Below are 26,151 nucleotides of genomic sequence, written 5' to 3'. Positions count from 1 at the left end.
GGTGACTTTTTAGAACAATTTTTTTGACCAACCGAGTTTCGAGCTCAACGTATTGAAATAGCTGTAGTCTTTTGGATGGATAAGATTGAGATGGTAATCACAGCGGCGGATCAGCACGTCTTCACCTTCCTGTATTGGCAGAGCGATCTGGCTGTCGCAGCTGATCTCAAGGTCGCTGCGCATGTGCGAAAAACGCAGGCGGATGGTGCTACTACTATTGATAACAAGCGGGCGCGCCGACAGCGTGTGCGGAAACATAGGCACCAGCGTTATCGCATCCAGCGAAGGGGTCAGTATCGGGCCTCCAGCTGAAAGCGAATAGGCCGTGGAGCCAGTGGGCGTGGAGATAATCAGGCCATCGGAACGCTGGGAGAACGCGAAGATTTCATCAATGTAGACTTCAAATTCAATCATGTGTGCGATTTTGCCGGGATGCAGAACGACCTCATTGATGGCGGTGCTCAGACGGGTGGCCTTGTCGTGCTGGCATACCTGGGCTTCAAGCAAAAAACGTTTTTCACTGATGTAATGGCCTTCCAGCACGTCCGCCAGCTGCTGCTGGGCGTTGTCCGGGTCAAGGTCAGTCAGAAAGCCCAGATTGCCACGGTTGATGCCGATAACTTTGATATCGTAACGGGCCAGTACGCGGGCCGCGCCAAGCATATTGCCGTCGCCGCCAACGACCACGGCCAGGTCGGCAAGCTGACCAATTTCTGCCAGCGTGCCGGTTTTCACATTCTTGAGGTCCAGCTCCTGGGCAATTTGCTGTTCCACGATAACGTCGTAACCTTTGACACACAGCCAGCGATAGAGCATTTCGTGCGTGGTAAGTGCGGTAGGGTGACGGGGATGCCCAACGATGCCAATGCAGTTAAAATGGGCGTTCTTGATCGTGGTCGTCATCGTGGTGGTCCTTATTACGCAAACGTTTATGACAATATGTCACGTTCCCTTGAATCCCGGAAACTGATCCCCATAATAAGCGAACCAGCGAGATGAATGCTAAAAACGCGGAGAATTTCATGAGTAGTAAAGAACAGAAAACACCAGACGAGCAAGTCTCAGACGAAATTGCAATGGACAGCCACGAAGAAGTCGAGGCCGTAGAAGGTGCCGAGGTGGTGGATCCGCGCGACGAACAGATTGCCGATCTGACCGCACAGCTTGAAGAAGTCCAGCAGCGTGAGCGCGATAGCCTGTTGCGCACCAAAGCCGAGATGGAAAACCTGCGCCGTCGTACCGAGTTAGATATTGAGAAGGCGCACAAGTTCGCGCTGGATAAATTCGTCAACGAACTGCTGCCGGTTATCGACAGCCTTGACCGCGCGCTCGAAGTTGCTGACAAATCCAATGCGGATCTGGCGGCGATGATCGAAGGTATCGAACTGACCCAGAAATCCATGCTGGACGTGGTTCGCAAATTCGGCGTGGAAGTGGTTGGCGAGACTAACGTGCCGTTCAACCCGGACGTTCACCAGGCGATTGCCATGGTTGAGTCCGAAGAGGTTGAGCCAAACCACGTGCTGATGGTGATGCAGAAGGGTTACACCCTGAATGGCCGCACCATTCGCGCCGCGATGGTTTCCGTGGCAAAAGCGAAGTAAGTTTGCCCGAAAAAAAAGCCAGCCCTTAGCGGCTGGCTTTTCTTTGCCTGTTATTCCTCGACGCTCTGTCGCAGTGGCGTAACGGGCGTGACGCGCACCTGCTTAATCATGTTGTCCTGCACGTCCAGAATATCAATATCGTATTGCAGGATACGCACGCGCGTGTCGTTCGCCGGGATTTCCTGTAGCTCTTCCAGCAGCATGCCGTTAACGGTGCGGGCTTCGTCTTCCGGCAGCGTCCAGTTGAACGCCTTGTTGATTTCGCGCACGTTGGCGCTGCCTTCGATGATCACCGAGCCGTCGTTCTGCGGCGTGACCTCTTCGGCGAGCGTTGGGGACATTGACGTGGTGAAGTCACCGACGATCTCTTCAAGAATATCTTCTACCGTGACCAGCCCCTGTATGTCACCGTACTCGTCCACCACGAGGCCAACTTTCTTCTTGTTACGCTGGAATTTGACCAACTGCACGCTCAGCGGTGTGCCTTCCGGAACAAAGTAGATTTCATCGGCGGCGCGCAGCAGCGTTTCTTTGGTGAACTCCTGCTTTTCCGTCATCAGGCGGTAGGCTTCGCGCACGCGCAGCATGCTCATGGCATCGTCCAGCGTATCGCGGTAGAGCACGATGCGGCCATGGGGAGAGTGGGTCAGCTGGCGGACGATGGATTTCCAGTCGTCGTTGATATCGATACCGACGATTTCGTTGCGCGGCACCATAATGTCGTCGACGCTCATCTTTTCCAGGTCCAGCACCGACAGCAGCATGTCCTGGTTACGGCGGGAAATCTTCGAATGGGATTCATGCACGATAGTGCGCAGCTCGTCTTTACTGAGCGCGGCGCTGATCACGTTATCCGTCTTTATCCCCACCATGCGCATCAGCATACGGGTAATGACGTTCAGCAGCCAGACCAGCGGCATCATCAGAATTTGCAGCGGGCCAAGCAGGACGCTGCTCGGGAAGGCGACTTTTTCCGGATAGAGGGCGGCGATGGTTTTTGGCAGCACTTCCGCAAAAATCAGCACGATAAAGGTCAGTACGCCGGTTGCGATTGCCACGCCTGCATCGCCATACAGACGCATGCCGACAATCGTAGCGAGCGCCGAAGCAAGGATGTTGACAAGATTATTACCAATCAGCACCAGACTGATTAAACGGTCTGGTTTGCGAAGTAATTTCTCGACGCGTTTGGCCGCGCGGTTGCCCTGTTTGGCAAGGTGGCGCAGGCGATAGCGGTTTAACGTCATCATGCCGGTTTCTGAACCGGAGAAGTACGCTGAAACCACCACCATGATGATCAGGGTGACGATCAGCGTGGTGGTTGAGATGTGTTCCAAAAGGGTTGTCCTTTAATAATGCAGGTTAGCTAACAAACTGTTGCAGGACCCGGCTACCGAAGTAGGCAAGGGTAAGAATCGCCGCACCGGCGACGTTGAACCACACCACGCGGCGACCGCGCCAGCCTTCATGATAGTGCCCCCACAGCAGAACGACGTAGACAAACCATGCGAGAATCGACAGCACGGCTTTATCGACGTTTTCCATGCTGAACAGATTATGCATGTAGAACAGGCCGGTGGAGAGCGTGAGGGTAAGCAGTACCACGCCTACTTGGGTGATATGAAACATTTTACGCTCAATAACCATCAGCGGCGGCATCTCCGCGCTGAACGCCAGTTTCTTGTTCTTCAGCTGGTAGTCTATCCAGGCAAGCTGCAGGGCATAGAGCGCGGCAATGATAAGCGTAGCGTAGGCAAAGAGCGCGAGACCAATATGAATCATCATGCCCGGTGTGGCTTCCAGATGGGTGATGAATTCGTTAGGCATAAAACTGGCTAAAGCCAGATTGATCAGCGCAAAGGCGTAGACAATAGGCAATAGTAGCCAGCCGCGGTTACGTGAGGCAACGATCGTCATTACTGTACAGATCATTAGGCTGACCAGCGAGCCGACGTTTAGCAGGCTAAGGTTCTGTCCGCCATCGCCGGTAAAAATTCTGGATTCCAGCGCCAGGGCATGACTGATAAGCGCAATGGTGGCCGATAAAATGGCTAAGCGGCGCCACGCACTGTTCTTCCGAAGCAGTCCGGGAATGATCAGCGCAAGGCTGACGGAGTAGGCTACAAGCGCAAGGATGGCGAAAACAGGCATATAAGGTGTCGGTCAATTAGCCAGAGATGAAAAAAGGCAGTATAACGTTACCAGCCGCCTGCTCCAACTCTAACCGTTGCATCACATGCCGGGCGGCTTCATGTTATAATCCGCCAAATTCTGTTTTGTGTCGCGTACCGCGGCCTTAGTTACCACGTTAGGCAAAATACAATGTTTGATAATTTAACTGACCGTCTGTCGCGTACCTTGCGCAATATCAGCGGCCGTGGGCGGCTGACTGAAGAGAACGTTAAAGAAACCCTGCGCGAGGTGCGTATGGCCCTGCTGGAAGCGGACGTTGCGCTGCCGGTCGTGCGGGATTTCATCAGCCGCGTAAAAGAAAAAGCGGTTGGCCATGAAGTTAACAAGAGCCTGACTCCGGGTCAGGAGTTCGTCAAAATTGTCCGCGCCGAACTGGTGGCAGCAATGGGCGAAGAAAATGCCGTGCTGGACCTCGCCGCGCAGCCACCAGCCGTTGTGCTGATGGCGGGCCTGCAGGGTGCAGGTAAAACCACCAGCGTCGGTAAGCTGGGTAAGTTCCTGCGTGAAAAGCACAAAAAGAAAGTGCTGGTCGTCTCCGCCGACGTCTATCGCCCTGCGGCGATCAAACAGCTGGAAACGCTGGCCGAACAGGTTGGCGTGGAGTTTTTCCCGTCTGACGTCGGGCAAAAGCCTGTCGATATTGTTAACGCCGCGCTGAAAGAAGCGAAGCTGAAGTTCTTCGACGTGCTGCTGGTGGATACCGCCGGTCGTCTGCACGTTGACGAAGCGATGATGGACGAAATCAAACAGGTTCACGCCGCGATTAACCCGGTTGAAACGCTGTTTGTGGTAGATGCGATGACCGGCCAGGATGCCGCGAACACCGCGAAAGCCTTCAACGAAGCGCTGCCGCTGACCGGTGTGGTACTGACCAAGGTCGACGGTGACGCACGCGGTGGTGCTGCGCTGTCCATTCGTCATATCACCGGTAAGCCAATCAAGTTCCTCGGCGTTGGCGAGAAAACCGAAGCGCTGGAGCCGTTCCACCCGGATCGTATTGCCTCCCGTATTCTGGGGATGGGCGACGTGCTCTCGCTTATCGAAGATATTGAAAGCAAAGTTGACCGCGCGCAGGCAGAAAAACTTGCCAGCAAGCTGAAAAAGGGCGACGGGTTCGACCTCAACGACTTCCTTGAGCAGCTCAAGCAGATGAAAAACATGGGCGGTATGGCGAGCATGATGAGCAAGCTGCCGGGCATGGGCCAGCTGCCGGACAACGTTAAATCGCAGATGGACGACAAAGTGCTGGTGCGCATGGAGGCGATTATTAACTCCATGACGCTGAAAGAACGCGCCCAGCCAGAAATCATTAAAGGCTCCCGCAAGCGCCGTATCGCGCAGGGTTCCGGTATGCAGGTTCAGGACGTCAACCGCCTTCTTAAACAATTCGACGACATGCAGCGCATGATGAAGAAGATGAAAAAAGGCGGAATGGCGAAAATGATGCGCGGCATGAAAGGTATGATGCCGCCAGGTTTCCCAGGCCGTTAAGCTCATTTAGATTGCTTTTTGCGCCCAAATGAGTAAAATTTTCGGGCTTTTAATATGACACCGGGCTCCGTCCCTCGATGGGGCCCGGTGTTTTATTCACTAAAGAGGATGTTATGGTAACTATTCGTTTAGCACGTCACGGCGCAAAAAAGCGTCCGTTCTACCAGGTTGTTGTTACTGACAGCCGTAATGCACGTAACGGTCGCTTCATTGAGCGCGTTGGCTTCTTCAACCCTATCGCTGGTGAAAAAGATGAGGCTTCCCGCCTGGATCTGGATCGCATCGAGCATTGGGTTGGCCTTGGTGCTACCGTTTCCGATCGCGTATCTGCGCTGATCAAAGCTACAAAGAAAGCAGCTTAATCTGTCACGGTGGTCATGATGAGCAATCAACTCTCCGCAAAGGCTCCTGTTAACCCAATTGTATTGGGCAAGATGGGCTCCTGCTACGGTATTCGTGGTTGGCTCAGAGTGTTTTCCTCCACCGAAGACGCCGACAGCATTTTTGACTATCAGCCCTGGTTTATCCAGAAGGCGGGTCAGTGGCAGCAGGTACAGCTGGAAAGCTGGAAGCACCACAATCAGGATCTGATCATCAAGCTGAAAGGCGTTGACGATCGGGATGCCGCAAATCTGTTGACCAATTGCGAAATTGTCATCGATTCTGCGCAGTTGCCTAACCTCGAAGAGGGTGACTACTACTGGAAAGACCTTATGGGCTGCCAGGTAGTGACAACTCAGGGGTATCAGCTAGGTAAAGTCATCGACATGATGGAAACCGGCTCCAATGACGTTCTCGTCATTAAGGCAAACCTGAAAGATGCGTTCGGTATCAAGGAGCGGCTGGTTCCGTTCCTCGATGGGCAGGTTATCAAGAAAGTCGATCTCGCTACTCAAACGATTGAAGTAGATTGGGATCCTGGTTTCTAAACCTCCGGATAAACGGTAATAACAACGGCGTGATGGGGAAAGGCTTGTGTTTATTGGTGTAGTTAGCCTGTTTCCAGAAATGTTCCGCGCGATTACCGATTACGGGGTAACTGGCCGGGCAGTTAAAAATGGCCTGTTGAGCATCCAGAGCTGGAGTCCTCGCGACTTCGCTTACGACCGGCACCGTACCGTGGACGAACGTCCTTACGGCGGCGGACCGGGTATGCTCATGATGGTTAACCCGCTAAGGGAAGCCATCCACGCAGCGAAAGCGGCGGCAGGGGAAGGCGCAAAGGTTATCTACCTTTCACCTCAGGGGCGCAAGCTTGATCAGGCGGGCGTCTGTGAACTGGCAACAAATGAGAAGCTAATTCTGGTTTGTGGCCGTTACGAGGGAATCGATGAGCGCGTGATCCAAACCGAAATTGACGAAGAATGGTCAATCGGCGATTACGTTCTCAGCGGCGGTGAGTTACCGGCAATGACGCTGATTGACTCCGTCTCACGGTTTATTCCGGGAGTACTGGGCCATGAAGCATCAGCAATCGAAGATTCGTTTGCTGACGGGTTGCTGGACTGTCCTCACTATACCCGTCCTGAAGTGTTAGAAGGGATGGAAGTACCGGCGGTGTTACTGTCGGGCAACCATGCCGAGATACGCCGTTGGCGCCTGAAACAGTCGCTGGGCCGCACCTGGCTTAGAAGACCTGAACTTCTGGAAAACCTGGCTCTGACTGAAGAGCAAGCAAGGTTGCTGGCGGAGTTCCAACGGGAGCACGCACAACAGCAACATAAACATGATGGGCAAGGTTAATACCTCCCAATACATCAGTTTACCCAGGATAAGAGATAAAATTATGAGCAACATTATTAAGCAAATTGAACAAGAACAGATGAAACAGGATGTACCTTCCTTCCGTCCGGGCGACTCCGTGGAAGTGAAAGTATGGGTCGTTGAAGGTTCTAAAAAACGTCTGCAGGCATTTGAGGGCGTGGTTATCGCAATCCGTAACCGCGGTCTGCACTCTGCATTCACTGTTCGTAAAATTTCCAACGGCGAAGGTGTTGAGCGTGTATTCCAGACTCACTCCCCGGTAATCGACAGCATTGCTGTTAAACGTCGTGGTGCCGTTCGTAAAGCTAAACTGTACTACCTGCGTGAGCGTACTGGTAAATCTGCTCGTATCAAAGAGCGTCTTACCAAGTAAGATTTCGCTAACGCGACATCCCTATAAAAGGGCTGCCATTGGGCAGCCCTTTTTTTTGCTCTGAAGGGAGGAGCGGCCAAGGTGCGATGGCTGACTAATTAAGGCGTGACGCCTTTATCCCTGCATCGGTCGCCGTTTGCCAGGTTGCTCTTAACGCTTCGGTATCGGGGAGTTTTTCGCAGCTCTGCGGGAAGGATTTCCCGGCGTTGCCCTGAACCTTCAGGAAGTCCGGATCGCAAATACGCTGCTGGCCTTTGGCATAGCCCCTGAGCCACTCTTGTCTGTCCACCTCGTCATCGTTATGAACATGGGCCAGGACTAAATCACTTCTTATGGGATCACCTGCCATAGCATCGTCCCAGCCCGCCTGATACCAGTCTGTAGGGCCTGGCTTTGGCGCGGGAGCATAGGGATCGAGATAACAGCCAGAGAGCGTTAAGACCAGCATGACAAGACAGGCGCGGCGCATAGTTGTGTCCTTCATCAGAAGATAACTGATCATAGAAGCGCGTGAATGATTTCGCTGGCCCAGGGGCAAATATTTGTATTTTTGCACAATCCATAGGCATATTTATTCATCGAGCTCCGCGCGTTGTACAATTTAATTTACGATTAAGGCCTGTTAAAGGCATGATGTTGATGTGTGTAACGTATTGTTTACGCAATTTGGATTGCAATCTTTACTTCTCATGGTAAGGTAGGCATATCTTCACCCAGAAACGACAATCGCAAACGAGCTAAACGGGACCGCCATCATGCAAAAAGACGCGCTGAACAACGTACATATTTCTGACGAACAGGTTTTGATTACTCCGGATCAGCTGAAAGCCGAGTTCCCTCTTACTGCCGCTCAGGAAGCGCAGATCCAGCAATCTCGCCAGACCATCTCCGACATTATCGCCGGTCGCGATCCTCGTCTGCTGGTGGTGTGTGGACCTTGCTCGATCCACGACCCGGAAGCCGCGATTGAATATGCCCGTCGTTTTAAAACCTTGTCTGAACAAGTCAGCGATAGTCTGTACCTCGTCATGCGCGTCTACTTTGAAAAGCCACGTACTACCGTGGGCTGGAAAGGGCTGATTAACGATCCGCACATGGACGGCTCTTTTGATGTGGAAGCAGGTCTGAAAATTGCGCGTCATCTGCTGGTTGAACTGGTCAGCATGGGACTACCGCTGGCAACGGAAGCGCTCGATCCGAACAGCCCGCAATACCTTGGCGATCTCTTTAGCTGGTCTGCTATCGGCGCGCGCACGACCGAATCCCAGACCCACCGCGAAATGGCTTCAGGCCTTTCCATGCCGGTGGGCTTTAAAAACGGTACCGACGGCAGCCTGGGCACTGCTATCAACGCTATGCGCGCTGCTGCGATGCCGCATCGCTTTGTCGGTATTAACCAGGCGGGTCAGGTTTGCCTGTTGCAGACCCAGGGTAATCCGGACGGGCACGTGATCCTGCGCGGCGGGAAAGCGCCAAACTACAGCCCTGCAGACGTTGCCCAATGTGAAAAAGAGATGGAACAGGCGGGACTGCGTCCGGCCTTGATGATAGATTGCAGCCATGGAAATTCAAACAAAGACTACCGCCGTCAGCCGGGCGTGGCAGAATCCGCTATCGCTCAGATTAAAGATGGTAACCGTTCGATTATTGGCCTGATGATTGAAAGTAACATCCACGAAGGTAATCAATCTTCAGAGCAGCCGCGCAGCGAAATGAAATACGGCGTATCCGTGACTGATGCTTGCATCAACTGGGAAAGCACGGAAAGCCTGCTGCGTGAGATCCACCACGATCTGAACGGTACGCTTGCGGCACGTCAGGCATAAGAGGTTTTATTATGGTTGCTGAATTGACCGCGTTACGCGATCAAATCGACGGAGTGGATAAGGCGCTGCTGGATCTGTTGGCTAAGCGCCTTGAGCTGGTAGCGGAAGTTGGCGAAGTAAAAAGCCGCTTCGGCTTACCGATTTATGTGCCCGAGCGCGAAGCAACGATGTTGGCCTCCCGCCGCAAAGAAGCTGAGACGCTCGGCGTCCCCCCCGATCTCATCGAAGATGTGCTGCGCCGCGTAATGCGTGAGTCCTACTCGAGCGAAAACGATAAAGGCTTCAAGACGCTGCAACCCACGCTCAGGCCGGTGGTCATCGTCGGTGGTGGCGGGCAGATGGGACGCTTGTTCGAAAAAATGCTCACGCTTTCCGGCTATCAGGTGCGGATCTTCGAAAAAGAAGACTGGCCGCGCGCCGCGGAGGTTATGGCAGATGCAGGCATGGTTATCGTCAGCGTGCCTATCCACCTGACCGAACAGGTAATTGGCCAGCTCCCGACGCTGCCGGAAGATTGCGTGCTGGTTGACCTCGCTTCGGTGAAAAATGGTCCGTTACAGGCCATGTTAGCGGCACATAGCGGCCCAGTTCTGGGCCTGCACCCGATGTTCGGACCGGACAGCGGCAGCCTGGCAAAACAGGTTGTTGTTTACTGTGACGGCCGTCAGCCGGAAGCCTACCAGTGGTTCCTGGAGCAGATTCAGGTGTGGGGGGCGCGTCTGCACCGTTCCAGCGCCGTAGAGCACGATCAGAACATGGCCTTTATCCAGGCGCTGCGCCACTTTGCCACGTTCGCCTACGGTCTGCATCTGGCCGAAGAGAACGTGCAGCTGGAGCAGCTTCTGGCGCTCTCGTCACCTATCTACCGCCTGGAGCTGGCGATGGTTGGACGCCTGTTTGCGCAGGATCCCCAGCTTTACGCCGATATCATCATGTCGTCCGAAAGCAATCTTGCGCTGATCAAACGTTACTACAAGCGATTCGGTGAGGCGATTGGTCTTCTGGAGCACGGCGACAAGCAGGCCTTCATCGACAGCTTCCGTAAGGTGGAACACTGGTTTGGCGATTACGCCCAGCGTTTCCAGACGGAAAGCCGGACTTTGCTGCGCCAGGCAAATGACAGCCGCCAGTAACGGTAAAAAGGTTTTATAATCAAAGCCAGCGGGAAATCCGCTGGCTTTTTTTTGCGAAAAGGAAACCCGAGATGGCGCAGCCGCAAGTTCTGTTTGATTACACCGGTCACCTGCCCGAATGCCCGACGTGGCACGATGAAGAGAAGAGCCTCTACTGGACGGATATTCTCGAAAACGAGATCCATCGTTTTCATCTTCCCAGCGGTAAGCATGATGTTATTCAGTTCTCCGAGGAGGTCGGCTGTTTTGCCTTCCGCGAGAAAGGCGGATTAATTGTCGCGCTGCGCAGCGGCATCTATCTGACCAACCGCACCGGCCTGATAACCCAAAAAGTTTGTGATAACCCGAGTAATCCCGAGCTTGCTCGGTTCAACGACGGCGGGACGGATCGCGATGGACGCTTTTACGCGGGCACATTCTGGGGGCCAATGGATTATAACGGGGCGCTGCTGTGCCGTGTGGACTGCGATTTAACGCCGCACGTTATCCAGCATGACATCATGGGCGCCAACGGTCTCGCCTTCAGCGAAGATAAACAGTGGATGTATACCTCTGATACCCCAAACGCCGTCATCTACCGGACGCCGCTAAACGAGCAGGGTGAACCTGGCAAGCGGGAGGTGTTCAGACGTTTTGCAGCGGGTGAGGGTATTCCCGATGGGGCCGCCATGGACGTTGAGGGCTGTTACTGGACGGCGCTGTTTGATGGCTATCGTATTGCCAGGATTTCGCAGGAAGGGGATATTCTTGAAGAGTACAGGCTCCCGGTGCGCTGCCCGACGATGGTCTGCTTTGGGGGCGACGAAATGAAGACGCTGTTTATCACCACCACGCGTGAAAATATGGATGCCGCAGAAATTGCGGAGTGCCCGCTATCAGGGGCCGTTTTCACGCTGGCCGTAAGCGTAGCCGGGTTACCTAAGCTGAAGTTTAAAGAACAATAGCGGGCCAGTTTGACGCTGGCCCGCTAATCCCGGCGTCAGATGGGATCGACAGGCACGACGTTTTCGCTTGGGTAGCTGCCCAGCACTTTCATCGAGCGGGTGATCTCACCCAGCTCACGCAGGGCTTTCTGCATCTCCAGATCCTGCAGGTTAGCCTGGATATCCAGGTAGAACATCTCTTCCCACGGATTACCGTTGATCGGGCGGGACTCCAGTTTGGTCATGATCAGGTTATGGTTACGGAGCACCAATAGTGCTTCAACCAGCGCGCCGGCCTGCTGGCCCGTCGCCATCAGCAGCGTAGTTTTCGCCGGCACCTGTTCTGAAACATCTATTGCTTTGCGAGCCAGTACGACAAAACGAGTAATATTCTGCGTCTGATTTGCCAGATTGCGTTCCAGCACCTGCAATCCGTAAAGCCCGCCGCCGGCTTCGCTGCCCAACGCTGCAACGTGCGGCGAATTTGCCTGGGCAACCTTTTCCATCGCCGCCGAAGTGCTTTCGCAGTATTCAATTTTCCAGTGCGGGTAGCGGTTTATGAACTGGCTGCACTGCTGGAATGGCTGCGGATGGCTGTAAACCGTTTCGATTTTTTCTAAATTCGTGGTACCGCTGACCAGCACGCAGTGATCGATAGGCACCGTCATCTCGCCGACGATGGACAGGCTGGTGTGCTGGAGCAGGTCGTATACGTCATTAATCGCCCCGGAACTGGTGTTTTCGATAGGCACCACGGCGTAATCTGCCTGGCCGGTTTCAACCTGATTAAAGATGTCGTGGAATTTGGCGCAGCCGCTTTCAATAAACTGTTCGAAATGGCGTGCGGCATACTGACGTGCAGCCAGGTGAGAGTAAGAGCCTTTCGGACCTAGGAAGGCAACGCGGGCAGAGTGCGGATTGGTTTTATTTAAATGTTGTTGCAGCAGTGCCTGCTGGGTCAGAACAGAATCTTCAATAATGAGCTGGAAGAGGCGGGTGATATAATGTGCGTCCAGATGATGCGCTTTGCCAAGCGTAATCAGGCGTTCAAGCAGGTCTCTTTCGCGGTCGATATCGCGAACCGGGCGATGCGACTCAAGCTTCGCTTTACCAACCTCTACGGCAAGCCCGCGGCGCTCGGCCAGCAGGGCCAGCAGCTTCTCATCCAGGGCGCTAATTTTATCGCGTAGTGCCAGCAAGGGGTTTATCTCAGTCATAACGCTACCTTTTCGATGTCCATAAAAAAGGCCTCCCACTTTGGGAGGCCTGTTTGTTCGTCTTCGCATTCTTTATCACACGACGAATTGCCTCCCGTTCAGGGGAAGGTAAAAAAGAATGCGAAGAAAAACGGTTGATGTCTCATGGCTGATTCCTGACAAGTCTGAGGGTTAACTTACTCGCTCTGTTTAAAACCTGTCAATAAAAAACGCGCCCGGAGGCGCGTTGCAAATGGTGTTTGACTTGAAAATTACTCTTCTTCTTCTTCACTCTCGGCGAAGACGGCGTCTTTCATTGAGCCGTTGGTACGGCGTGCTTCACCTTTGTGCTGAACTTTATTCAGCTGCCGCTCAAGTTTGCTAATTAAGTCGTTGATGGCCGTATACATATCATCGTGCCTGGCGCTCGCGACGAGCTGGCCGTTTGGCGTACTAATGGTTGCATCGGCCACAAAACCCTGGGGTTCTTTGGACAAAATAATGTGTGGATTTATAAGATGTGTTTGCCACTTGTCCAGTTTAGAGAGACGGTCCGCGACGTGCTGGCGAATAGCTGGGGTGATGTCCATTTGCTTGCTGGTAATGTTCATTGTCATAAAGTTACCTCTTGTCATTCCCGTCTTGGTAACTCCAGCATACCTCTCTCAATGTCAAAAAGTGTGATGTAAATCACGTAATTTTGTCACTTTTTGTCAAGTGAGCCTTTTTGTGAGTCAGGGCAGGATATCGGCTGATAGTGCTTGTAGTAACAGGAAAAGACGTCCATATTTGATGGGATAACCTGACGCTAAACCGTTTCAGTTTGGCGCTAAAAGGCAAAAAAAACGGCAGCCGAGGCTGCCGTTCTGTATTTATGAAAGAGGCTAATCAGGCTTTGCTGCCGTTAGCGGCAATGATTTTCGCGACTTTGTCGGCTTGAGCCGTCATTTGCATTTCGCGATAAGCATTTTCCATCAGTTTTAACCCGTCGCGCGTTGCCTGGGTATCAGGGTAATCACGCAGCATTCCTTCTACGCGATTAACTACTGCCACCCACGCGCCGCGTTTGGTGTAGTATTGCGCCACGGAAAGTTCATATTTGGCCAGACGATCTTTCAGGTACACCAGACGTTTGGTCGCGTCGGTGACATACTGACTGTTCGGATAGCCACGAACCAGCTTTGAGAAATCGTTGAAGGCATCACGCGCGTGCTGCGGGTCGCGGTCGGAGCGATCGACACCGAAGAACCCCTGCAATGCACTGTCATCCAACGCCATATCCGTCAGGCCACGCATATAAAGTACGTAGTCGATGTTCGGATGGGTAGGGTTCAGACGCATAAAGCGATCGATCGCGGCTTGAGCCAGCGGCAGATCGGCGTTCTTGTAGTAAGCGTAAATCAGATCCAACTGCACCTGCTGCGAGTAAGGCCCGAACGGATAACGGTTATCCAGCGCTTCCAGTTGCGTTATTGCCGCTTTAAAGTTACCGTCCTGCAACTTTTGTTGGGCAGTCGCATAAATCTCAGAAGGCTGATTATCAGGAACCTCATCCTTGGTACTGGAGCAACCAGCCAAAGCCAGGCTCAACGTGGCAGCTGCCACCAGATATTTCATACGCGTCATGACGTTTGACTTTCCTAAGTAATGTTATTCCGGGAGGCTCGCAGTTCCAGCTCCCAATAAAGACCAGCTACAATAGCACACTATATTAAACGGCATTGCCGTAAAACCCAACGTAAACGAAGAAGCTGTCTATGGCACAACTAGTACAACTCAACGCAACAGTATCCGATTCACAGCTCGGTCAACGCTTAGATCAGGCTTTGGCCGAATTGTTCCCGGATTATTCACGTTCGCGTATAAAAGAATGGATTCTCGATCAGCGCGTGCTGGTTAATGGCAAGCTTAGCGACAAGCCGAAAGAAAAAGTGTTGGGGGGCGAAAGCGTCACCATCAATGCGGAAATCGAAGAGGATGTACGCTGGGAGCCGCAGGATATCCCGCTCAATATTGTCTATGAAGATGACGACATTCTTGTCATCAACAAGCCTCGCGACCTGGTTGTTCACCCAGGAGCAGGTAATCCGGACGGCACGGTACTCAACGCTTTGCTGCATTATTATCCGCCGATTGTTGATGTACCGCGCGCGGGCATCGTCCATCGTCTGGATAAAGACACGACCGGTTTGATGGTAGTGGCGAAAACCGTTCCAGCTCAGACTCATCTGGTAGAGGCGCTGCAGCTGCGTGAAATCACCCGTGAGTACGAAGCGGTGGCAATTGGTCATATGACCGCTGGTGGCACGGTCGACGAGCCTATCAGCCGTCACCCGACAAAACGCACGCACATGTCGGTTCACCCTATGGGTAAGCCTGCGGTGACGCATTACCGCATCATGGAACATTTCCGTGTTCATACGCGTCTGCGTCTGCGTCTGGAAACAGGTCGTACGCACCAGATTCGTGTTCACATGGCTCACATTACTCATCCGCTGGTGGGCGATCAGCTGTACGGTGGCCGCCCGCGCCCGCCGAAAGGTGCATCGGAAGAGTTCGTCTCTGTTCTGCGTAAGTTTGACCGTCAGGCACTGCATGCTACTATGCTGCGTCTTTACCATCCGATCAGCGGTGTTCTGATGGAATGGCATGCGCCAATTCCCCAGGATATGGTGGATCTGATTGAAGCACTGCGTGCGGATACCATCGCCTACAAGGATCAGCTGGACTGGCTATGAGCAAAATTATCATCCCGCAATGGCCGTTACCTCCAGGCGTTGGCGCCTGTAGCTCGACCCGTATCGGCGGGGTGAGCCTCTCCCCTTATGACGCGATGAACCTTGGGGCCCACTGCGGTGACAACCCGGATTGCGTCGAAGAGAACCGCCGTCTTTTCTATGCTGCCTCGGGTATGCCTTCTAAGCCTGTATGGCTTGAGCAGGTGCATGGAAAAGCCGTGCTGCGGTTAACGGGCGAACCTTACGCTTCTAAACGAGCGGATGCTTCCTATAGTAATACGCCGGGCACGGTTTGTGCCGTAATGACGGCGGATTGCCTGCCGGTGCTATTCTGTAATAAGGCAGGCACAGAAGTCGCCGCCGCCCATGCCGGATGGCGTGGATTATGCGACGGCGTCCTTGAAGAGACCGTCGCCTGCTTTAAAGACAGTCCGGAAAACATCATTGCGTGGATGGGGCCAGCTATTGGTCCTGGCGCGTTTGAAGTCGGCCCGGAAGTCCGTGAGGCGTTCATGCAGAAAGATGCGAAGGCCGATGCGGCTTTCCGTCCGGCGGGTGAAAAATATTTTGCTGATATCTACGACCTGGCGCGCCAGCGCCTGGCGAATGCGGGTATCGGACAGGTCTACGGCGGCGATCGCTGCACCCATAGCGAAGCGGGTGATTTCTTCTCGTATCGTCGGGACAGAATCACCGGCCGTATGGCAAGTTTCATTTGGCTGACATAACCTATAGAATCAAGACGATCCAGTGCGGGTAACTATTACTTCACATATTTCAGGTCATTAACCTTGAATAATTGAGGGATGACCTCATTTAATCTCCAGTAGCAAATTTGACCTGTTAATGGGAGGAGTTATGCGTCTGGATCGTCTTACCAATAAATTCCAGCTTGCTCTCGCTGATGCCCAGTCTCTCGCACTTGGGCAAGACAACCAATTCATCGAACCCCTTCATCTGATGAGTGCTCTGCTCAATCAGGAAGGTGGATCTGTACGTCCTTTACTGACCTCCGCAGGTGTCAACGCGGGGCAGCTACGCACAGCCATTGAACAAGCGTTGAGCCGCTTGCCGCAGGTGGAAGGTACCGGTGGCGATGTCCAGCCATCTCAGGATCTGGTGCGTGTCCTGAACCTGTGCGACAAACTCGCGCAAAAACGAAATGACAACTTTATCTCGTCTGAACTCTTTGTTCTTGCAGCGTTGGAGTCGCGTGGCTCACTGACAGACCTGCTGAAAGCTGCGGGTGCCACCACGGCAAACGTGACTGCTGCAATTGAGCAAATGCGTGGAGGGGAAAACGTGAACGATCAGAATGCCGAAGATCAGCGTCAGGCATTGAAGAAATATACTGTCGATCTGACCGAGCGTGCCGAGCAGGGCAAGCTTGACCCGGTCATCGGCCGTGATGAAGAAATTCGCCGTACCATCCAGGTACTGCAGCGTCGTACCAAAAATAACCCGGTGTTGATCGGTGAGCCGGGCGTAGGTAAAACCGCCATTGTTGAAGGACTGGCGCAGCGCATCATTAATGGTGAAGTCCCGGAAGGGCTGAAGGGCCGCCGTGTGCTTGCTCTTGATATGGGGGCGCTGGTGGCCGGTGCGAAATACCGCGGTGAGTTTGAAGAGCGTCTGAAAGGCGTGCTCAACGATCTCTCTAAACAGGAAGGGAACGTCATTCTGTTTATTGATGAGCTGCATACCATGGTCGGTGCCGGTAAAGCCGATGGCGCAATGGATGCGGGCAACATGCTTAAGCCTGCCCTGGCACGTGGTGAACTGCACTGCGTGGGGGCCACAACGCTTGATGAGTATCGTCAGTATATTGAAAAGGATGCGGCCCTTGAGCGTCGCTTCCAGAAAGTATTCGTGGCTGAGCCAACCGTGGAAGATACCATCGCTATTCTGCGTGGTCTGAAAGAGCGCTATGAGCTGCATCACCATGTGCAGATCACTGACCCGGCAATCGTGGCGGCGGCAACCTTGTCGCATCGTTACATTGCAGACCGTCAGCTGCCGGATAAAGCCATCGACCTTATCGATGAAGCAGCGTCCAGCATCCGTATGCAGATCGACTCAAAGCCGGAAGAGCTGGATCGCCTTGACCGCCGTATTATCCAGCTAAAGCTGGAACAGCAGGCGCTGAAAAAAGAATCGGATGAGGCGAGCCAAAAACGTCTGAACATGCTGGAAGAAGAGCTCGGGCAGAAAGAGCGTGAATACTCCGTTCTGGAAGAAGAGTGGAAAGCAGAAAAAGCGTCGCTCTCCGGCACCCAGACAATTAAAGCCGAACTGGAACAGGCGAAGATTGCCATCGAGCAGGCTCGCCGTGTGGGTGACCTCGCTCGCATGTCCGAGCTGCAGTATGGAAAAATTCCGGAGCTTGAGAAACAGCTGGAAGCGGCGACGCAGAGCGAAGGTAAGACCATGCGCTTGCTGCGCAATAAGGTGACTGACGTTGAGATTGCTGACGTCCTGGCGCGCTGGACGGGGATTCCTGTTGCCCGCATGCTTGAAGGTGAGCGTGAAAAACTGCTGCGTATGGAGCACGATCTCCATCATCGGGTTATCGGTCAGGATGAAGCAGTGGAAGCGGTATCGAACGCGATTCGTCGTAGCCGTGCAGGTCTTTCCGATCCAAATCGTCCGATCGGTTCGTTCCTGTTCCTGGGGCCAACCGGCGTCGGTAAAACAGAACTGTGTAAAACGCTTGCGAACTTTATGTTTGATAGCGATGACGCGATGGTGCGTATCGACATGTCCGAGTTCATGGAGAAACACTCTGTCTCGCGGCTGGTTGGGGCACCTCCGGGTTATGTCGGTTATGAAGAAGGCGGATATCTGACCGAGGCTGTTCGTCGTCGTCCTTATTCCGTCATCCTGCTTGATGAGGTGGAGAAGGCGCATCCGGATGTCTTCAACATCTTATTGCAGGTGCTGGATGATGGGCGACTCACCGACGGGCAGGGCAGAACGGTCGACTTCAGAAACACCGTCGTCATTATGACGTCTAACCTCGGTTCTGATTTGATTCAGGAGCGTTTCGGCGAGCTGGACTACGGGCATATGAAGGACCTGGTACTGGGCATTGTCAGCCAGAGCTTCCGTCCGGAATTCATTAACCGCATCGATGAGGTTGTGGTTTTCCATCCGTTAGGAGAGCGCCATATTGCTTCTATTGCACTGATTCAGCTGCAGCGGCTGTATAAGCGTCTTGAAGAACGTGGCTATGAAGTCACTCTCTCTGACGATGCGCTGAAGCTGCTGAGCGAAAGCGGTTACGACCCGGTGTATGGGGCAAGGCCGTTGAAACGTGCCATTCAGCAGCAAATTGAGAACCCGCTGGCGCAGCAAATCCTCTCTGGTGAGCTGATCCCGGGTAAAGCCGTCAGGCTGGAAGTAAAAGATAATCATATTGTGGCAGTACAGTAAGTCACAAAAAGAAAGAAACGAGCCCTTCGGGGCTCGTTTTTGTTTAAAAACCAGGCAACAGTAGGCGATTCTCACTATGGTTGCCTGGAAAGCAATCAAACGAAATGTTTTTTTGAATTTATACTTGTCAGTTTTCTAAAAGTCCCTATACTGCGCCTCCACTGACACGGCACAACGGCTTACAAACCGGCCCGTCAGTCAGACGAAAGCGAAAATAAACGCTTGACTCTGAAAGAGGAAAGCGTAATATACGCCACCTCGAGTTAGCAAGCGAAAGCGCGTAACTCACTGCTCTTTAACAATTTATCAGACAATCTGTGTGGGCACTCGCAGGATTGATATCTCAGCATCTTCGGATGCAAAAAAAATATCAAGTCTTGAAGAGTGACCAAGCAGTAATTCATTTAGTTGAATTATTACGAAAGTTAATTTTTGAGCACCGCTTCACGAGTTGAAGCAAATCAAGCTTTTAATTGAAGAGTTTGATCATGGCTCAGATTGAACGCTGGCGGCAGGCCTAACACATGCAAGTCGAGCGGTAGCACAGGGAGCTTGCTCCTGGGTGACGAGCGGCGGACGGGTGAGTAATGTCTGGGAAACTGCCTGATGGAGGGGGATAACTACTGGAAACGGTAGCTAATACCGCATAACGTCGCAAGACCAAAGAGGGGGACCTTCGGGCCTCTTGCCATCAGATGTGCCCAGATGGGATTAGCTAGTAGGTGGGGTAATGGCTCACCTAGGCGACGATCCCTAGCTGGTCTGAGAGGATGACCAGCCACACTGGAACTGAGACACGGTCCAGACTCCTACGGGAGGCAGCAGTGGGGAATATTGCACAATGGGCGCAAGCCTGATGCAGCCATGCCGCGTGTATGAAGAAGGCCTTCGGGTTGTAAAGTACTTTCAGCGAGGAGGAAGGCATAAAGCTTAATACGCTTTGTGATTGACGTTACTCGCAGAAGAAGCACCGGCTAACTCCGTGCCAGCAGCCGCGGTAATACGGAGGGTGCAAGCGTTAATCGGAATTACTGGGCGTAAAGCGCACGCAGGCGGTTTGTTAAGTCAGATGTGAAATCCCCGGGCTCAACCTGGGAACTGCATTTGAAACTGGCAAGCTTGAGTCTTGTAGAGGGGGGTAGAATTCCAGGTGTAGCGGTGAAATGCGTAGAGATCTGGAGGAATACCGGTGGCGAAGGCGGCCCCCTGGACAAAGACTGACGCTCAGGTGCGAAAGCGTGGGGAGCAAACAGGATTAGATACCCTGGTAGTCCACGCCGTAAACGATGTCGACTTGGAGGTTGTTCCCTTGAGGAGTGGCTTCCGGAGCTAACGCGTTAAGTCGACCGCCTGGGGAGTACGGCCGCAAGGTTAAAACTCAAATGAATTGACGGGGGCCCGCACAAGCGGTGGAGCATGTGGTTTAATTCGATGCAACGCGAAGAACCTTACCTACTCTTGACATCCAGAGAACTTTCCAGAGATGGATTGGTGCCTTCGGGAACTCTGAGACAGGTGCTGCATGGCTGTCGTCAGCTCGTGTTGTGAAATGTTGGGTTAAGTCCCGCAACGAGCGCAACCCTTATCCTTTGTTGCCAGCGGTTCGGCCGGGAACTCAAAGGAGACTGCCAGTGATAAACTGGAGGAAGGTGGGGATGACGTCAAGTCATCATGGCCCTTACGAGTAGGGCTACACACGTGCTACAATGGCGCATACAAAGAGAAGCGACCTCGCGAGAGCAAGCGGACCTCATAAAGTGCGTCGTAGTCCGGATCGGAGTCTGCAACTCGACTCCGTGAAGTCGGAATCGCTAGTAATCGTAGATCAGAATGCTACGGTGAATACGTTCCCGGGCCTTGTACACACCGCCCGTCACACCATGGGAGTGGGTTGCAAAAGAAGTAGGTAGCTTAACCTTCGGGAGGGCGCTTACCACTTTGTGATTCATGACTGGGGTGAAGTCGTAACAAGGTAACCGTAGGGGAACCTGCGGTTGGATCACCTCCTTACCTGAAAGATACGAACTTGCGTAGTGCTCACACAGATTGTCTGATGAAAGTAAAGAAGCAAGGCGTCTTGCGATTGAGACTTCAGTGTCCCCTTCGTCTAGAGGCCCAGGACACCGCCCTTTCACGGCGGTAACAGGGGTTCGAATCCCCTAGGGGACGCCACTTGCTGGTTTGTGAGTGAAAGTCGCCGACCTCAATATCTCAAAACTGACTCTCTGAGTTATGTTTGAGATATTTGCTCTTTAAAAATCCGGAACAAGCTGAAAATTGAAACGACATGTCGTCTCATTCCTCCGTAATAAGGAATGGGAATACGATATGTTCGAGTCTCTCAAATTTTCACAACATACGATTGTGTCTTACGAGACACCTTCGGGTTGTGAGGTTAAGCGACTAAGCGTACACGGTGGATGCCCTGGCAGTCAGAGGCGATGAAGGACGTGCTAATCTGCGATAAGCGTCGGTAAGGTGATATGAACCGTTATAACCGGCGATTTCCGAATGGGGAAACCCAGTGTGTTTCGACACACTATCGTTAAGTGAATACATAGCTTAACGAAGCGAACCGGGGGAACTGAAACATCTAAGTACCCCGAGGAAAAGAAATCAACCGAGATTCCCCCAGTAGCGGCGAGCGAACGGGGAACAGCCCAGAACCTGAATCAGTTTGTGTGTTAGTGGAAGCGTCTGGAAAGTCGCAGGGTACAGGGTGATACTCCCGTACACTAAAATGCACATACTGTGAGTTCGAAGAGTAGGGCGGGACACGTGGTATCCTGTCTGAATATGGGGGGACCATCCTCCAAGGCTAAATACTCCTGACTGACCGATAGTGAACCAGTACCGTGAGGGAAAGGCGAAAAGAACCCCGGCGAGGGGAGTGAAACAGAACCTGAAACCGTGTACGTACAAGCAGTGGGAGCCCCATCACCAAAGCGTTTCGCTTTGTGTGATGCACAAAAGCTTCACATCAGCACTGATGGACGGTTAACGGAGCGAAAGCGACGTTCAACTCAAAAATCAAGCAGTGAAGCGTTTTGGGATGGGGTGACTGCGTACCTTTTGTATAATGGGTCAGCGACTTATATTCTGTAGCAAGGTTAACCGTATAGGGGAGCCGCAGGGAAACCGAGTCTTAACTGGGCGTTAAGTTGCAGGGTATAGACCCGAAACCCGGTGATCTAGCCATGGGCAGGTTGAAGGTTGGGTAACACTAACTGGAGGACCGAACCGACTAATGTTGAAAAATTAGCGGATGACTTGTGGCTGGGGGTGAAAGGCCAATCAAACCGGGAGATAGCTGGTTCTCCCCGAAAGCTATTTAGGTAGCGCCTCGTGAACTCATCTTCGGGGGTAGAGCACTGTTTCGGCTAGGGGGCCATCCCGGCTTACCAACCCGATGCAAACTACGAATACCGAAGAATGTTATCACGGGAGACACACGGCGGGTGCTAACGTCCGTCGTGAAGAGGGAAACAACCCAGACCGCCAGCTAAGGTCCCAAAGTCATGGTTAAGTGGGAAACGATGTGGGAAGGCACAGACAGCCAGGATGTTGGCTTAGAAGCAGCCATCATTTAAAGAAAGCGTAATAGCTCACTGGTCGAGTCGGCCTGCGCGGAAGATGTAACGGGGCTAAACCATGCACCGAAGCTGCGGCAGCGACGCTTATGCGTTGTTGGGTAGGGGAGCGTTCTGTAAGCCGTCGAAGGTGGACTGTGAGGTCTGCTGGAGGTATCAGAAGTGCGAATGCTGACATAAGTAACGATAAAGCGGGTGAAAAACCCGCTCGCCGGAAGACCAAGGGTTCCTGTCCAACGTTAATCGGGGCAGGGTGAGTCGACCCCTAAGGCGAGGCCGAAAGGCGTAGTCGATGGGAAACAGGTTAATATTCCTGTACTCGGTGTTACTGCGAAGGGGGGACGGAGAGGGCTATGTTAGCCGGGCGACGGTTGTCCCGGTTTAAGCATGTAGGCGGGAGTTTTAGGTAAATCCGGAACTCTATCTAACGCTGAGGTGTGATGACGAGGCACTACGGTGCTGAAGTAACAAATGCCGCACTTCCAGGAAAAGCCTCTAAGCATCAGGTAACATCAAATCGTACCCCAAACCGACACAGGTGGTCAGGTAGAGAATACCAAGGCGCTTGAGAGAACTCGGGTGAAGGAACTAGGCAAAATGGTGCCGTAACTTCGGGAGAAGGCACGCTGCTGGTAGGTGAAGGGACTTGCTCCTGGAGCTGAAGGCAGTCGAAGATACCAGCTGGCTGCAACTGTTTATTAAAAACACAGCACTGTGCAAACACGAAAGTGGACGTATACGGTGTGACGCCTGCCCGGTGCCGGAAGGTTAATTGATGGGGTTAAGCGCAAGCTGAAGCTCTTGATCGAAGCCCCGGTAAACGGCGGCCGTAACTATAACGGTCCTAAGGTAGCGAAATTCCTTGTCGGGTAAGTTCCGACCTGCACGAATGGCGTAATGATGGCCAGGCTGTCTCCACCCGAGACTCAGTGAAATTGAACTCGCTGTGAAGATGCAGTGTACCCGCGGCAAGACGGAAAGACCCCGTGAACCTTTACTATAGCTTGACACTGAACACTGGTCCTTGATGTGTAGGATAGGTGGGAGGCTTTGAAGCGAGGACGCCAGTTCTTGTGGAGCCAACCTTGAAATACCACCCTTTAATGGCTGGTGTTCTAACGTAGACCCGTAATCCGGGTTGCGGACAGTGTCTGGTGGGTAGTTTGACTGGGGCGGTCTCCTCCTAAAGCGTAACGGAGGAGCACGAAGGTTAGCTAATCACGGTCGGACATCGTGAGGTTAGTGCAAAGGCATAAGCTAGCTTGACTGCGAGAGTGACGGCTCGAGCAGGTGCGAAAGCAGGTCTTAGTGATCCGGTGGTTCTGAATGGAAGGGCCATCGCTCAACGGATAAAAGGTACTCCGGGGATAACAGGCTGATACCGCCCAAGAGTTCATATCGACGGCGGTGTTTGGCACCTCGATGTCGGCTCATCACATCCTGGGGCTGAAGTAGGTCCCAAGGGTATGGCTGTTCGCCATTTAAAGTGGTACGCGAGCTGGGTTTAGAACGTCGTGAGACAGTTCGGTCCCTATCTGCCGTGGGCGCTGGAGAATTGAGGGGGGCTGCTCCTAGTACGAGAGGACCGGAGTGGACGCATCACTGGTGTTCGGGTTGTCATGCCAATGGCATTGCCCGGTAGCTAAATGCGGAAAAGATAAGCGCTGAAAGCATCTAAGCGCGAAACTTGCCCCGAGATGAATTCTCCCTGACTCCTTGAGAGTCCTGAAGGAACGTTGAAGACTACGACGTTGATAGGCTGGGTGTGTAAGCGTAGCGATACGTTGAGCTAACCAGTACTAATGATCCGTGAGGCTTAACCTTACAACACCGAAGGTGTTTTGGTGAGAGATTTGATTTTCAGCTGAATGTTCCAGATTTAAGTTGATGGTTATACGGAAGTATAACGGTCAATACACAGAATATGCCTGGCGGCACTAGCGCGGTGGTCCCACCTGACCCCATGCCGAACTCAGAAGTGAAACGCCGTAGCGCCGATGGTAGTGTGGGGTCTCCCCATGCGAGAGTAGGGAACTGCCAGGCTCCAAATAAACATCAAGGCCACTCGAAAGAGTGGCCTTTTTGTCGTTGGTTATTTATGAACAAATCTGCCAAAATGCTTAGCCTGCTCACAAAAATCACTGCAAATCCTGCGTAACTGACTACTCCCTCTCCCATTTTTGCTGTTACCTGCTGTACTGAATGCTGGGCTATTGCCCATTCAGGAAGACAGGAGATAATAATGACTGAAGCAGCAACAAACGAAAACAAAGCTGCTCTTACGGGTTCCGATACGCGGCGGCGTATCTGGGCAATTGTGGGAGCTTCATCTGGTAACCTGGTCGAGTGGTTCGACTTTTACGTCTACTCATTCTGTTCGCTTTACTTTGCGCATATCTTTTTCCCCTCGGGAAATACAACGACGCAGCTGCTACAGACCGCAGGTGTTTTTGCCGCTGGCTTTCTGATGCGCCCGATAGGTGGATGGCTGTTTGGCTATATTGCAGATAAGCACGGGCGTAAAACATCCATGCTCATCTCTGTCTGCATGATGTGCTTTGGCTCGCTGGTTATTGCCTGTTTGCCGGGTTACGCCACTATCGGTACGTGGGCTCCAGCCCTTTTATTGCTGGCTCGCTTATTTCAGGGATTGTCAGTTGGTGGTGAATATGGGACGAGCGCTACCTACATGAGTGAAGTGGCTGTAGAAGGACGGAAAGGGTTTTACGCATCTTTCCAGTACGTGACGTTAATTGGCGGCCAGCTTCTGGCCTTGCTGATCGTTGTTGTCCTGCAGCAAATATTAAGCGACGGGGAGCTACGCAGCTGGGGGTGGAGAATTCCATTCGCAATTGGCGCAGTGCTGGCCGTTGTGGCGCTGTATCTTCGTCGTTCGCTGGATGAGACATCAGATAAATCCACCCGGGAGCATAAAGATGCCGGGACGCTGGGTGGTCTGTGGAAAAATCGCCGTGCCTTTATCATGGTGCTTGGATTCACGGCTGCCGGTTCATTGAGCTTTTATACCTTCACCACCTATATGCAGAAGTATCTGGTAAACACCTCGGGCATGCATGCCAACGTTGCCAGCGTACTGATGACCTTTGCCCTGTTTATCTTCATGCTGCTGCAACCGCTGTTTGGCGCGCTGTCAGATAAAATTGGCCGTCGGGCATCCATGCTTTGTTTTGGTAGTCTTGCGACGGTTATGACGGTACCGATTCTGACTGCGCTGCAAAACGTGAGTTCACCTTACGCTGCGTTCGGGCTTGTCATGCTGGCTATGCTGATCGTGAGTTTTTACACCTCGATTAGCGGCATTCTGAAAGCGGAAATGTTTCCCCCGGAGGTGCGCGCCCTGGGAGTAGGGCTTTCTTATGCCATTGCAAATGCGCTTTTCGGCGGCTCCGCCGAGTATGTAGCGCTATCGCTTAAGTCGGTTGGCATGGAAACGACATTTTTCTGGTACGTATCAGCAATGGCGGCGATAGCCTTCCTGGTCTCTCTGATGCTTCACCGCAAAGGAAAAGGGATTAAGCTTTAATGTTCTGCTAACTGCCAGAGCGTATAGCCGGTAGCTGCACCGGCTATATCCCATGTGAAATCTTTCCAGCTCCAGCCGCTGCCTTCCGGGCGGCTGTCCCACAGCTCTTTTGATGCTCCAAGCCCTACGGAAAAAAGTAGCCCGAAGCTGGCGCTACGGGAATTGCTCCACCCCTGGTGCTGTCCGTACTCATTGCCTGCTGCGGCGAGAATTGCAGATGCCGTAAAGTGCTGTGCCTTATCCTGGCCAGACCACTGGTCCTGTGCCAGATGGCTGCAGCCGGTCAGCAAAAATATTGCGGGCAGGATAATCCGACGCATCTACAAGCTCCCTATAAAAAAGCC

Annotated in this window: 22 protein-coding genes, 1 tRNA gene, 3 rRNA genes and 1 other annotated feature; of the genes, 17 read left to right on the top strand and 9 right to left on the bottom strand. The window is 52.9% G+C overall.

Annotated features, from left to right (window positions below):
• Positions 1-9: 9 nt before the first annotated feature.
• Complete coding sequence (gene nadK, locus ACA108_16845) at positions 10-903, bottom strand: NAD(+) kinase (protein XEX95014.1); 894 nt, start codon at positions 901-903, stop codon at positions 10-12.
• Positions 904-1,022: 119 nt separating this feature from the next.
• Between nadK and grpE the strand changes: the two genes are divergently transcribed.
• The gene (gene grpE / locus ACA108_16840; protein ID XEX95013.1) at positions 1,023-1,604 is read left to right on the top strand and encodes a nucleotide exchange factor GrpE; all 582 of its coding nucleotides are present in this window, start codon (positions 1,023-1,025) and stop codon (positions 1,602-1,604) included.
• 50 nt (positions 1,605-1,654) lie between these two features.
• Here grpE and ACA108_16835 read toward each other — a convergent pair whose 3' ends face one another.
• Positions 1,655-2,941 carry an HlyC/CorC family transporter gene (locus ACA108_16835; protein ID XEX95012.1) on the bottom strand — a complete coding sequence of 429 codons (1,287 nt, stop codon included), beginning with the start codon at positions 2,939-2,941 and terminating at the stop codon, positions 1,655-1,657.
• Between the two features lie 25 nt (positions 2,942-2,966).
• Positions 2,967-3,755, bottom strand: a complete 789-nt coding sequence (locus ACA108_16830; GenBank protein ID XEX95011.1) for an inner membrane protein YpjD — start codon at positions 3,753-3,755, stop codon at positions 2,967-2,969.
• A 171-nt stretch (positions 3,756-3,926) separates the two neighbouring features.
• On the opposite strand from ACA108_16830, the gene ffh reads away from it, so the two are divergent.
• The 5 genes from ffh to rplS all read left to right on the top strand — a co-directional run bounded on the left by ffh (position 3,927) and on the right by rplS (position 7,425).
• Positions 3,927-5,288, top strand: coding sequence for a signal recognition particle protein (ffh, locus tag ACA108_16825; protein XEX95010.1), 1,362 nt, complete (start codon positions 3,927-3,929; stop codon positions 5,286-5,288).
• Positions 5,289-5,401: 113 nt separating this feature from the next.
• On the top strand, positions 5,402-5,650 hold the full coding sequence (gene rpsP / locus ACA108_16820; protein XEX95009.1) for a 30S ribosomal protein S16: 249 nt from the start codon (positions 5,402-5,404) through the stop codon (positions 5,648-5,650).
• An 18-nt stretch (positions 5,651-5,668) separates the two neighbouring features.
• Positions 5,669-6,217, top strand: coding sequence for a ribosome maturation factor RimM (gene rimM / locus ACA108_16815; protein ID XEX98142.1), 549 nt, complete (start codon positions 5,669-5,671; stop codon positions 6,215-6,217).
• Positions 6,218-6,263: 46 nt separating this feature from the next.
• A complete protein-coding gene (trmD, locus tag ACA108_16810; protein XEX95008.1) occupies positions 6,264-7,031 on the top strand; it encodes a tRNA (guanosine(37)-N1)-methyltransferase TrmD in 768 nt (255 codons plus the stop codon).
• A gap of 43 nt (positions 7,032-7,074) precedes the next feature.
• Complete coding sequence (rplS, locus tag ACA108_16805; GenBank protein ID XEX95007.1) at positions 7,075-7,425, top strand: 50S ribosomal protein L19; 351 nt, start codon at positions 7,075-7,077, stop codon at positions 7,423-7,425.
• A 94-nt stretch (positions 7,426-7,519) separates the two neighbouring features.
• Here rplS and ACA108_16800 read toward each other — a convergent pair whose 3' ends face one another.
• Positions 7,520-7,927, bottom strand: coding sequence for a DUF2799 domain-containing protein (locus ACA108_16800; protein ID XEX95006.1), 408 nt, complete (start codon positions 7,925-7,927; stop codon positions 7,520-7,522).
• Between the two features lie 253 nt (positions 7,928-8,180).
• Between ACA108_16800 and aroF the strand changes: the two genes are divergently transcribed.
• The 3 genes from aroF (at position 8,181) to ACA108_16785 (ending at position 11,328) form a co-directional block, all read left to right on the top strand.
• Positions 8,181-9,251, top strand: coding sequence for a 3-deoxy-7-phosphoheptulonate synthase AroF (gene aroF, locus ACA108_16795; protein XEX95005.1), 1,071 nt, complete (start codon positions 8,181-8,183; stop codon positions 9,249-9,251).
• Positions 9,252-9,262: 11 nt separating this feature from the next.
• Positions 9,263-10,384: a bifunctional chorismate mutase/prephenate dehydrogenase gene (gene tyrA, locus ACA108_16790; GenBank protein XEX95004.1), complete on the top strand. Its 1,122-nt coding sequence runs from the start codon at positions 9,263-9,265 to the stop codon at positions 10,382-10,384.
• 71 nt (positions 10,385-10,455) lie between these two features.
• Positions 10,456-11,328 (top strand): SMP-30/gluconolactonase/LRE family protein, encoded by an 873-nt coding sequence (locus tag ACA108_16785; GenBank protein XEX95003.1) that lies wholly within the window; start codon positions 10,456-10,458, stop codon positions 11,326-11,328.
• Between the two features lie 35 nt (positions 11,329-11,363).
• On the opposite strand, the gene pheA is transcribed toward ACA108_16785, so the two are convergent.
• The 4 genes from pheA to bamD form a co-directional block, all read right to left on the bottom strand.
• On the bottom strand, positions 11,364-12,524 hold the full coding sequence (gene pheA / locus ACA108_16780; protein ID XEX95002.1) for a bifunctional chorismate mutase/prephenate dehydratase: 1,161 nt from the start codon (positions 12,522-12,524) through the stop codon (positions 11,364-11,366).
• Positions 12,525-12,545: 21 nt separating this feature from the next.
• Positions 12,546-12,671 (bottom strand) — a sequence feature (Phe leader region).
• On the bottom strand, positions 12,623-12,670 hold the full coding sequence (pheL, locus tag ACA108_16775) for a pheA operon leader peptide PheL (protein ID XEX98141.1): 48 nt from the start codon (positions 12,668-12,670) through the stop codon (positions 12,623-12,625). (Overlaps the previous feature by 48 nt.)
• Positions 12,672-12,775: 104 nt before the next feature.
• Positions 12,776-13,120, bottom strand: coding sequence for a ribosome-associated translation inhibitor RaiA (gene raiA, locus ACA108_16770; protein ID XEX95001.1), 345 nt, complete (start codon positions 13,118-13,120; stop codon positions 12,776-12,778).
• A 271-nt stretch (positions 13,121-13,391) separates the two neighbouring features.
• Complete coding sequence (gene bamD / locus ACA108_16765; protein XEX95000.1) at positions 13,392-14,129, bottom strand: outer membrane protein assembly factor BamD; 738 nt, start codon at positions 14,127-14,129, stop codon at positions 13,392-13,394.
• Between the two features lie 131 nt (positions 14,130-14,260).
• Here bamD and rluD point away from each other — a divergent pair, with 131 nt between their 5' ends.
• The 8 genes from rluD (at position 14,261) to ACA108_16725 (ending at position 25,807) form a co-directional block, all read left to right on the top strand.
• Positions 14,261-15,241, top strand: a complete 981-nt coding sequence (gene rluD / locus ACA108_16760) for a 23S rRNA pseudouridine(1911/1915/1917) synthase RluD (GenBank protein ID XEX94999.1) — start codon at positions 14,261-14,263, stop codon at positions 15,239-15,241.
• Complete coding sequence (yfiH, locus tag ACA108_16755; GenBank protein ID XEX94998.1) at positions 15,238-15,969, top strand: purine nucleoside phosphorylase YfiH; 732 nt, start codon at positions 15,238-15,240, stop codon at positions 15,967-15,969. The genes rluD and yfiH overlap by 4 nt, the downstream gene beginning before the upstream one ends.
• 130 nt (positions 15,970-16,099) lie before the next feature.
• Positions 16,100-18,673, top strand: coding sequence for an ATP-dependent chaperone ClpB (clpB, locus tag ACA108_16750; GenBank protein XEX94997.1), 2,574 nt, complete (start codon positions 16,100-16,102; stop codon positions 18,671-18,673).
• 470 nt (positions 18,674-19,143) lie between these two features.
• Positions 19,144-20,683, top strand: a 16S ribosomal RNA gene (locus ACA108_16745).
• An 86-nt stretch (positions 20,684-20,769) separates the two neighbouring features.
• A tRNA-Glu gene (locus ACA108_16740) sits at positions 20,770-20,845 on the top strand.
• A gap of 221 nt (positions 20,846-21,066) precedes the next feature.
• A 23S ribosomal RNA gene (locus ACA108_16735) occupies positions 21,067-24,087 on the top strand.
• A 103-nt stretch (positions 24,088-24,190) separates the two neighbouring features.
• Positions 24,191-24,306: ribosomal RNA gene (rrf, locus tag ACA108_16730) — 5S ribosomal RNA — on the top strand.
• The 16S, 23S and 5S rRNA genes sit together here with 1 tRNA gene alongside, the layout of an rRNA operon.
• A gap of 199 nt (positions 24,307-24,505) precedes the next feature.
• On the top strand, positions 24,506-25,807 hold the full coding sequence (locus tag ACA108_16725; protein ID XEX94996.1) for an MFS transporter: 1,302 nt from the start codon (positions 24,506-24,508) through the stop codon (positions 25,805-25,807).
• Here ACA108_16725 and ACA108_16720 read toward each other — a convergent pair.
• Positions 25,804-26,127 carry a YfiM family lipoprotein gene (locus ACA108_16720; GenBank protein XEX94995.1) on the bottom strand — a complete coding sequence of 108 codons (324 nt, stop codon included), beginning with the start codon at positions 26,125-26,127 and terminating at the stop codon, positions 25,804-25,806. The two genes, ACA108_16725 and ACA108_16720, sit on opposite strands and share 4 nt — an antisense overlap.
• Positions 26,128-26,151 lie beyond the last annotated feature (24 nt).

Origin of the sequence: Dryocola sp. LX212, from assembly GCA_041504365.1 — a bacterium.
Classification (GTDB): Bacteria; Pseudomonadota; Gammaproteobacteria; order Enterobacterales; family Enterobacteriaceae; genus Dryocola.
Note: the sequence above shows the minus strand (reverse complement) of the source record. Positions and strands in the feature narration are given on the sequence as shown.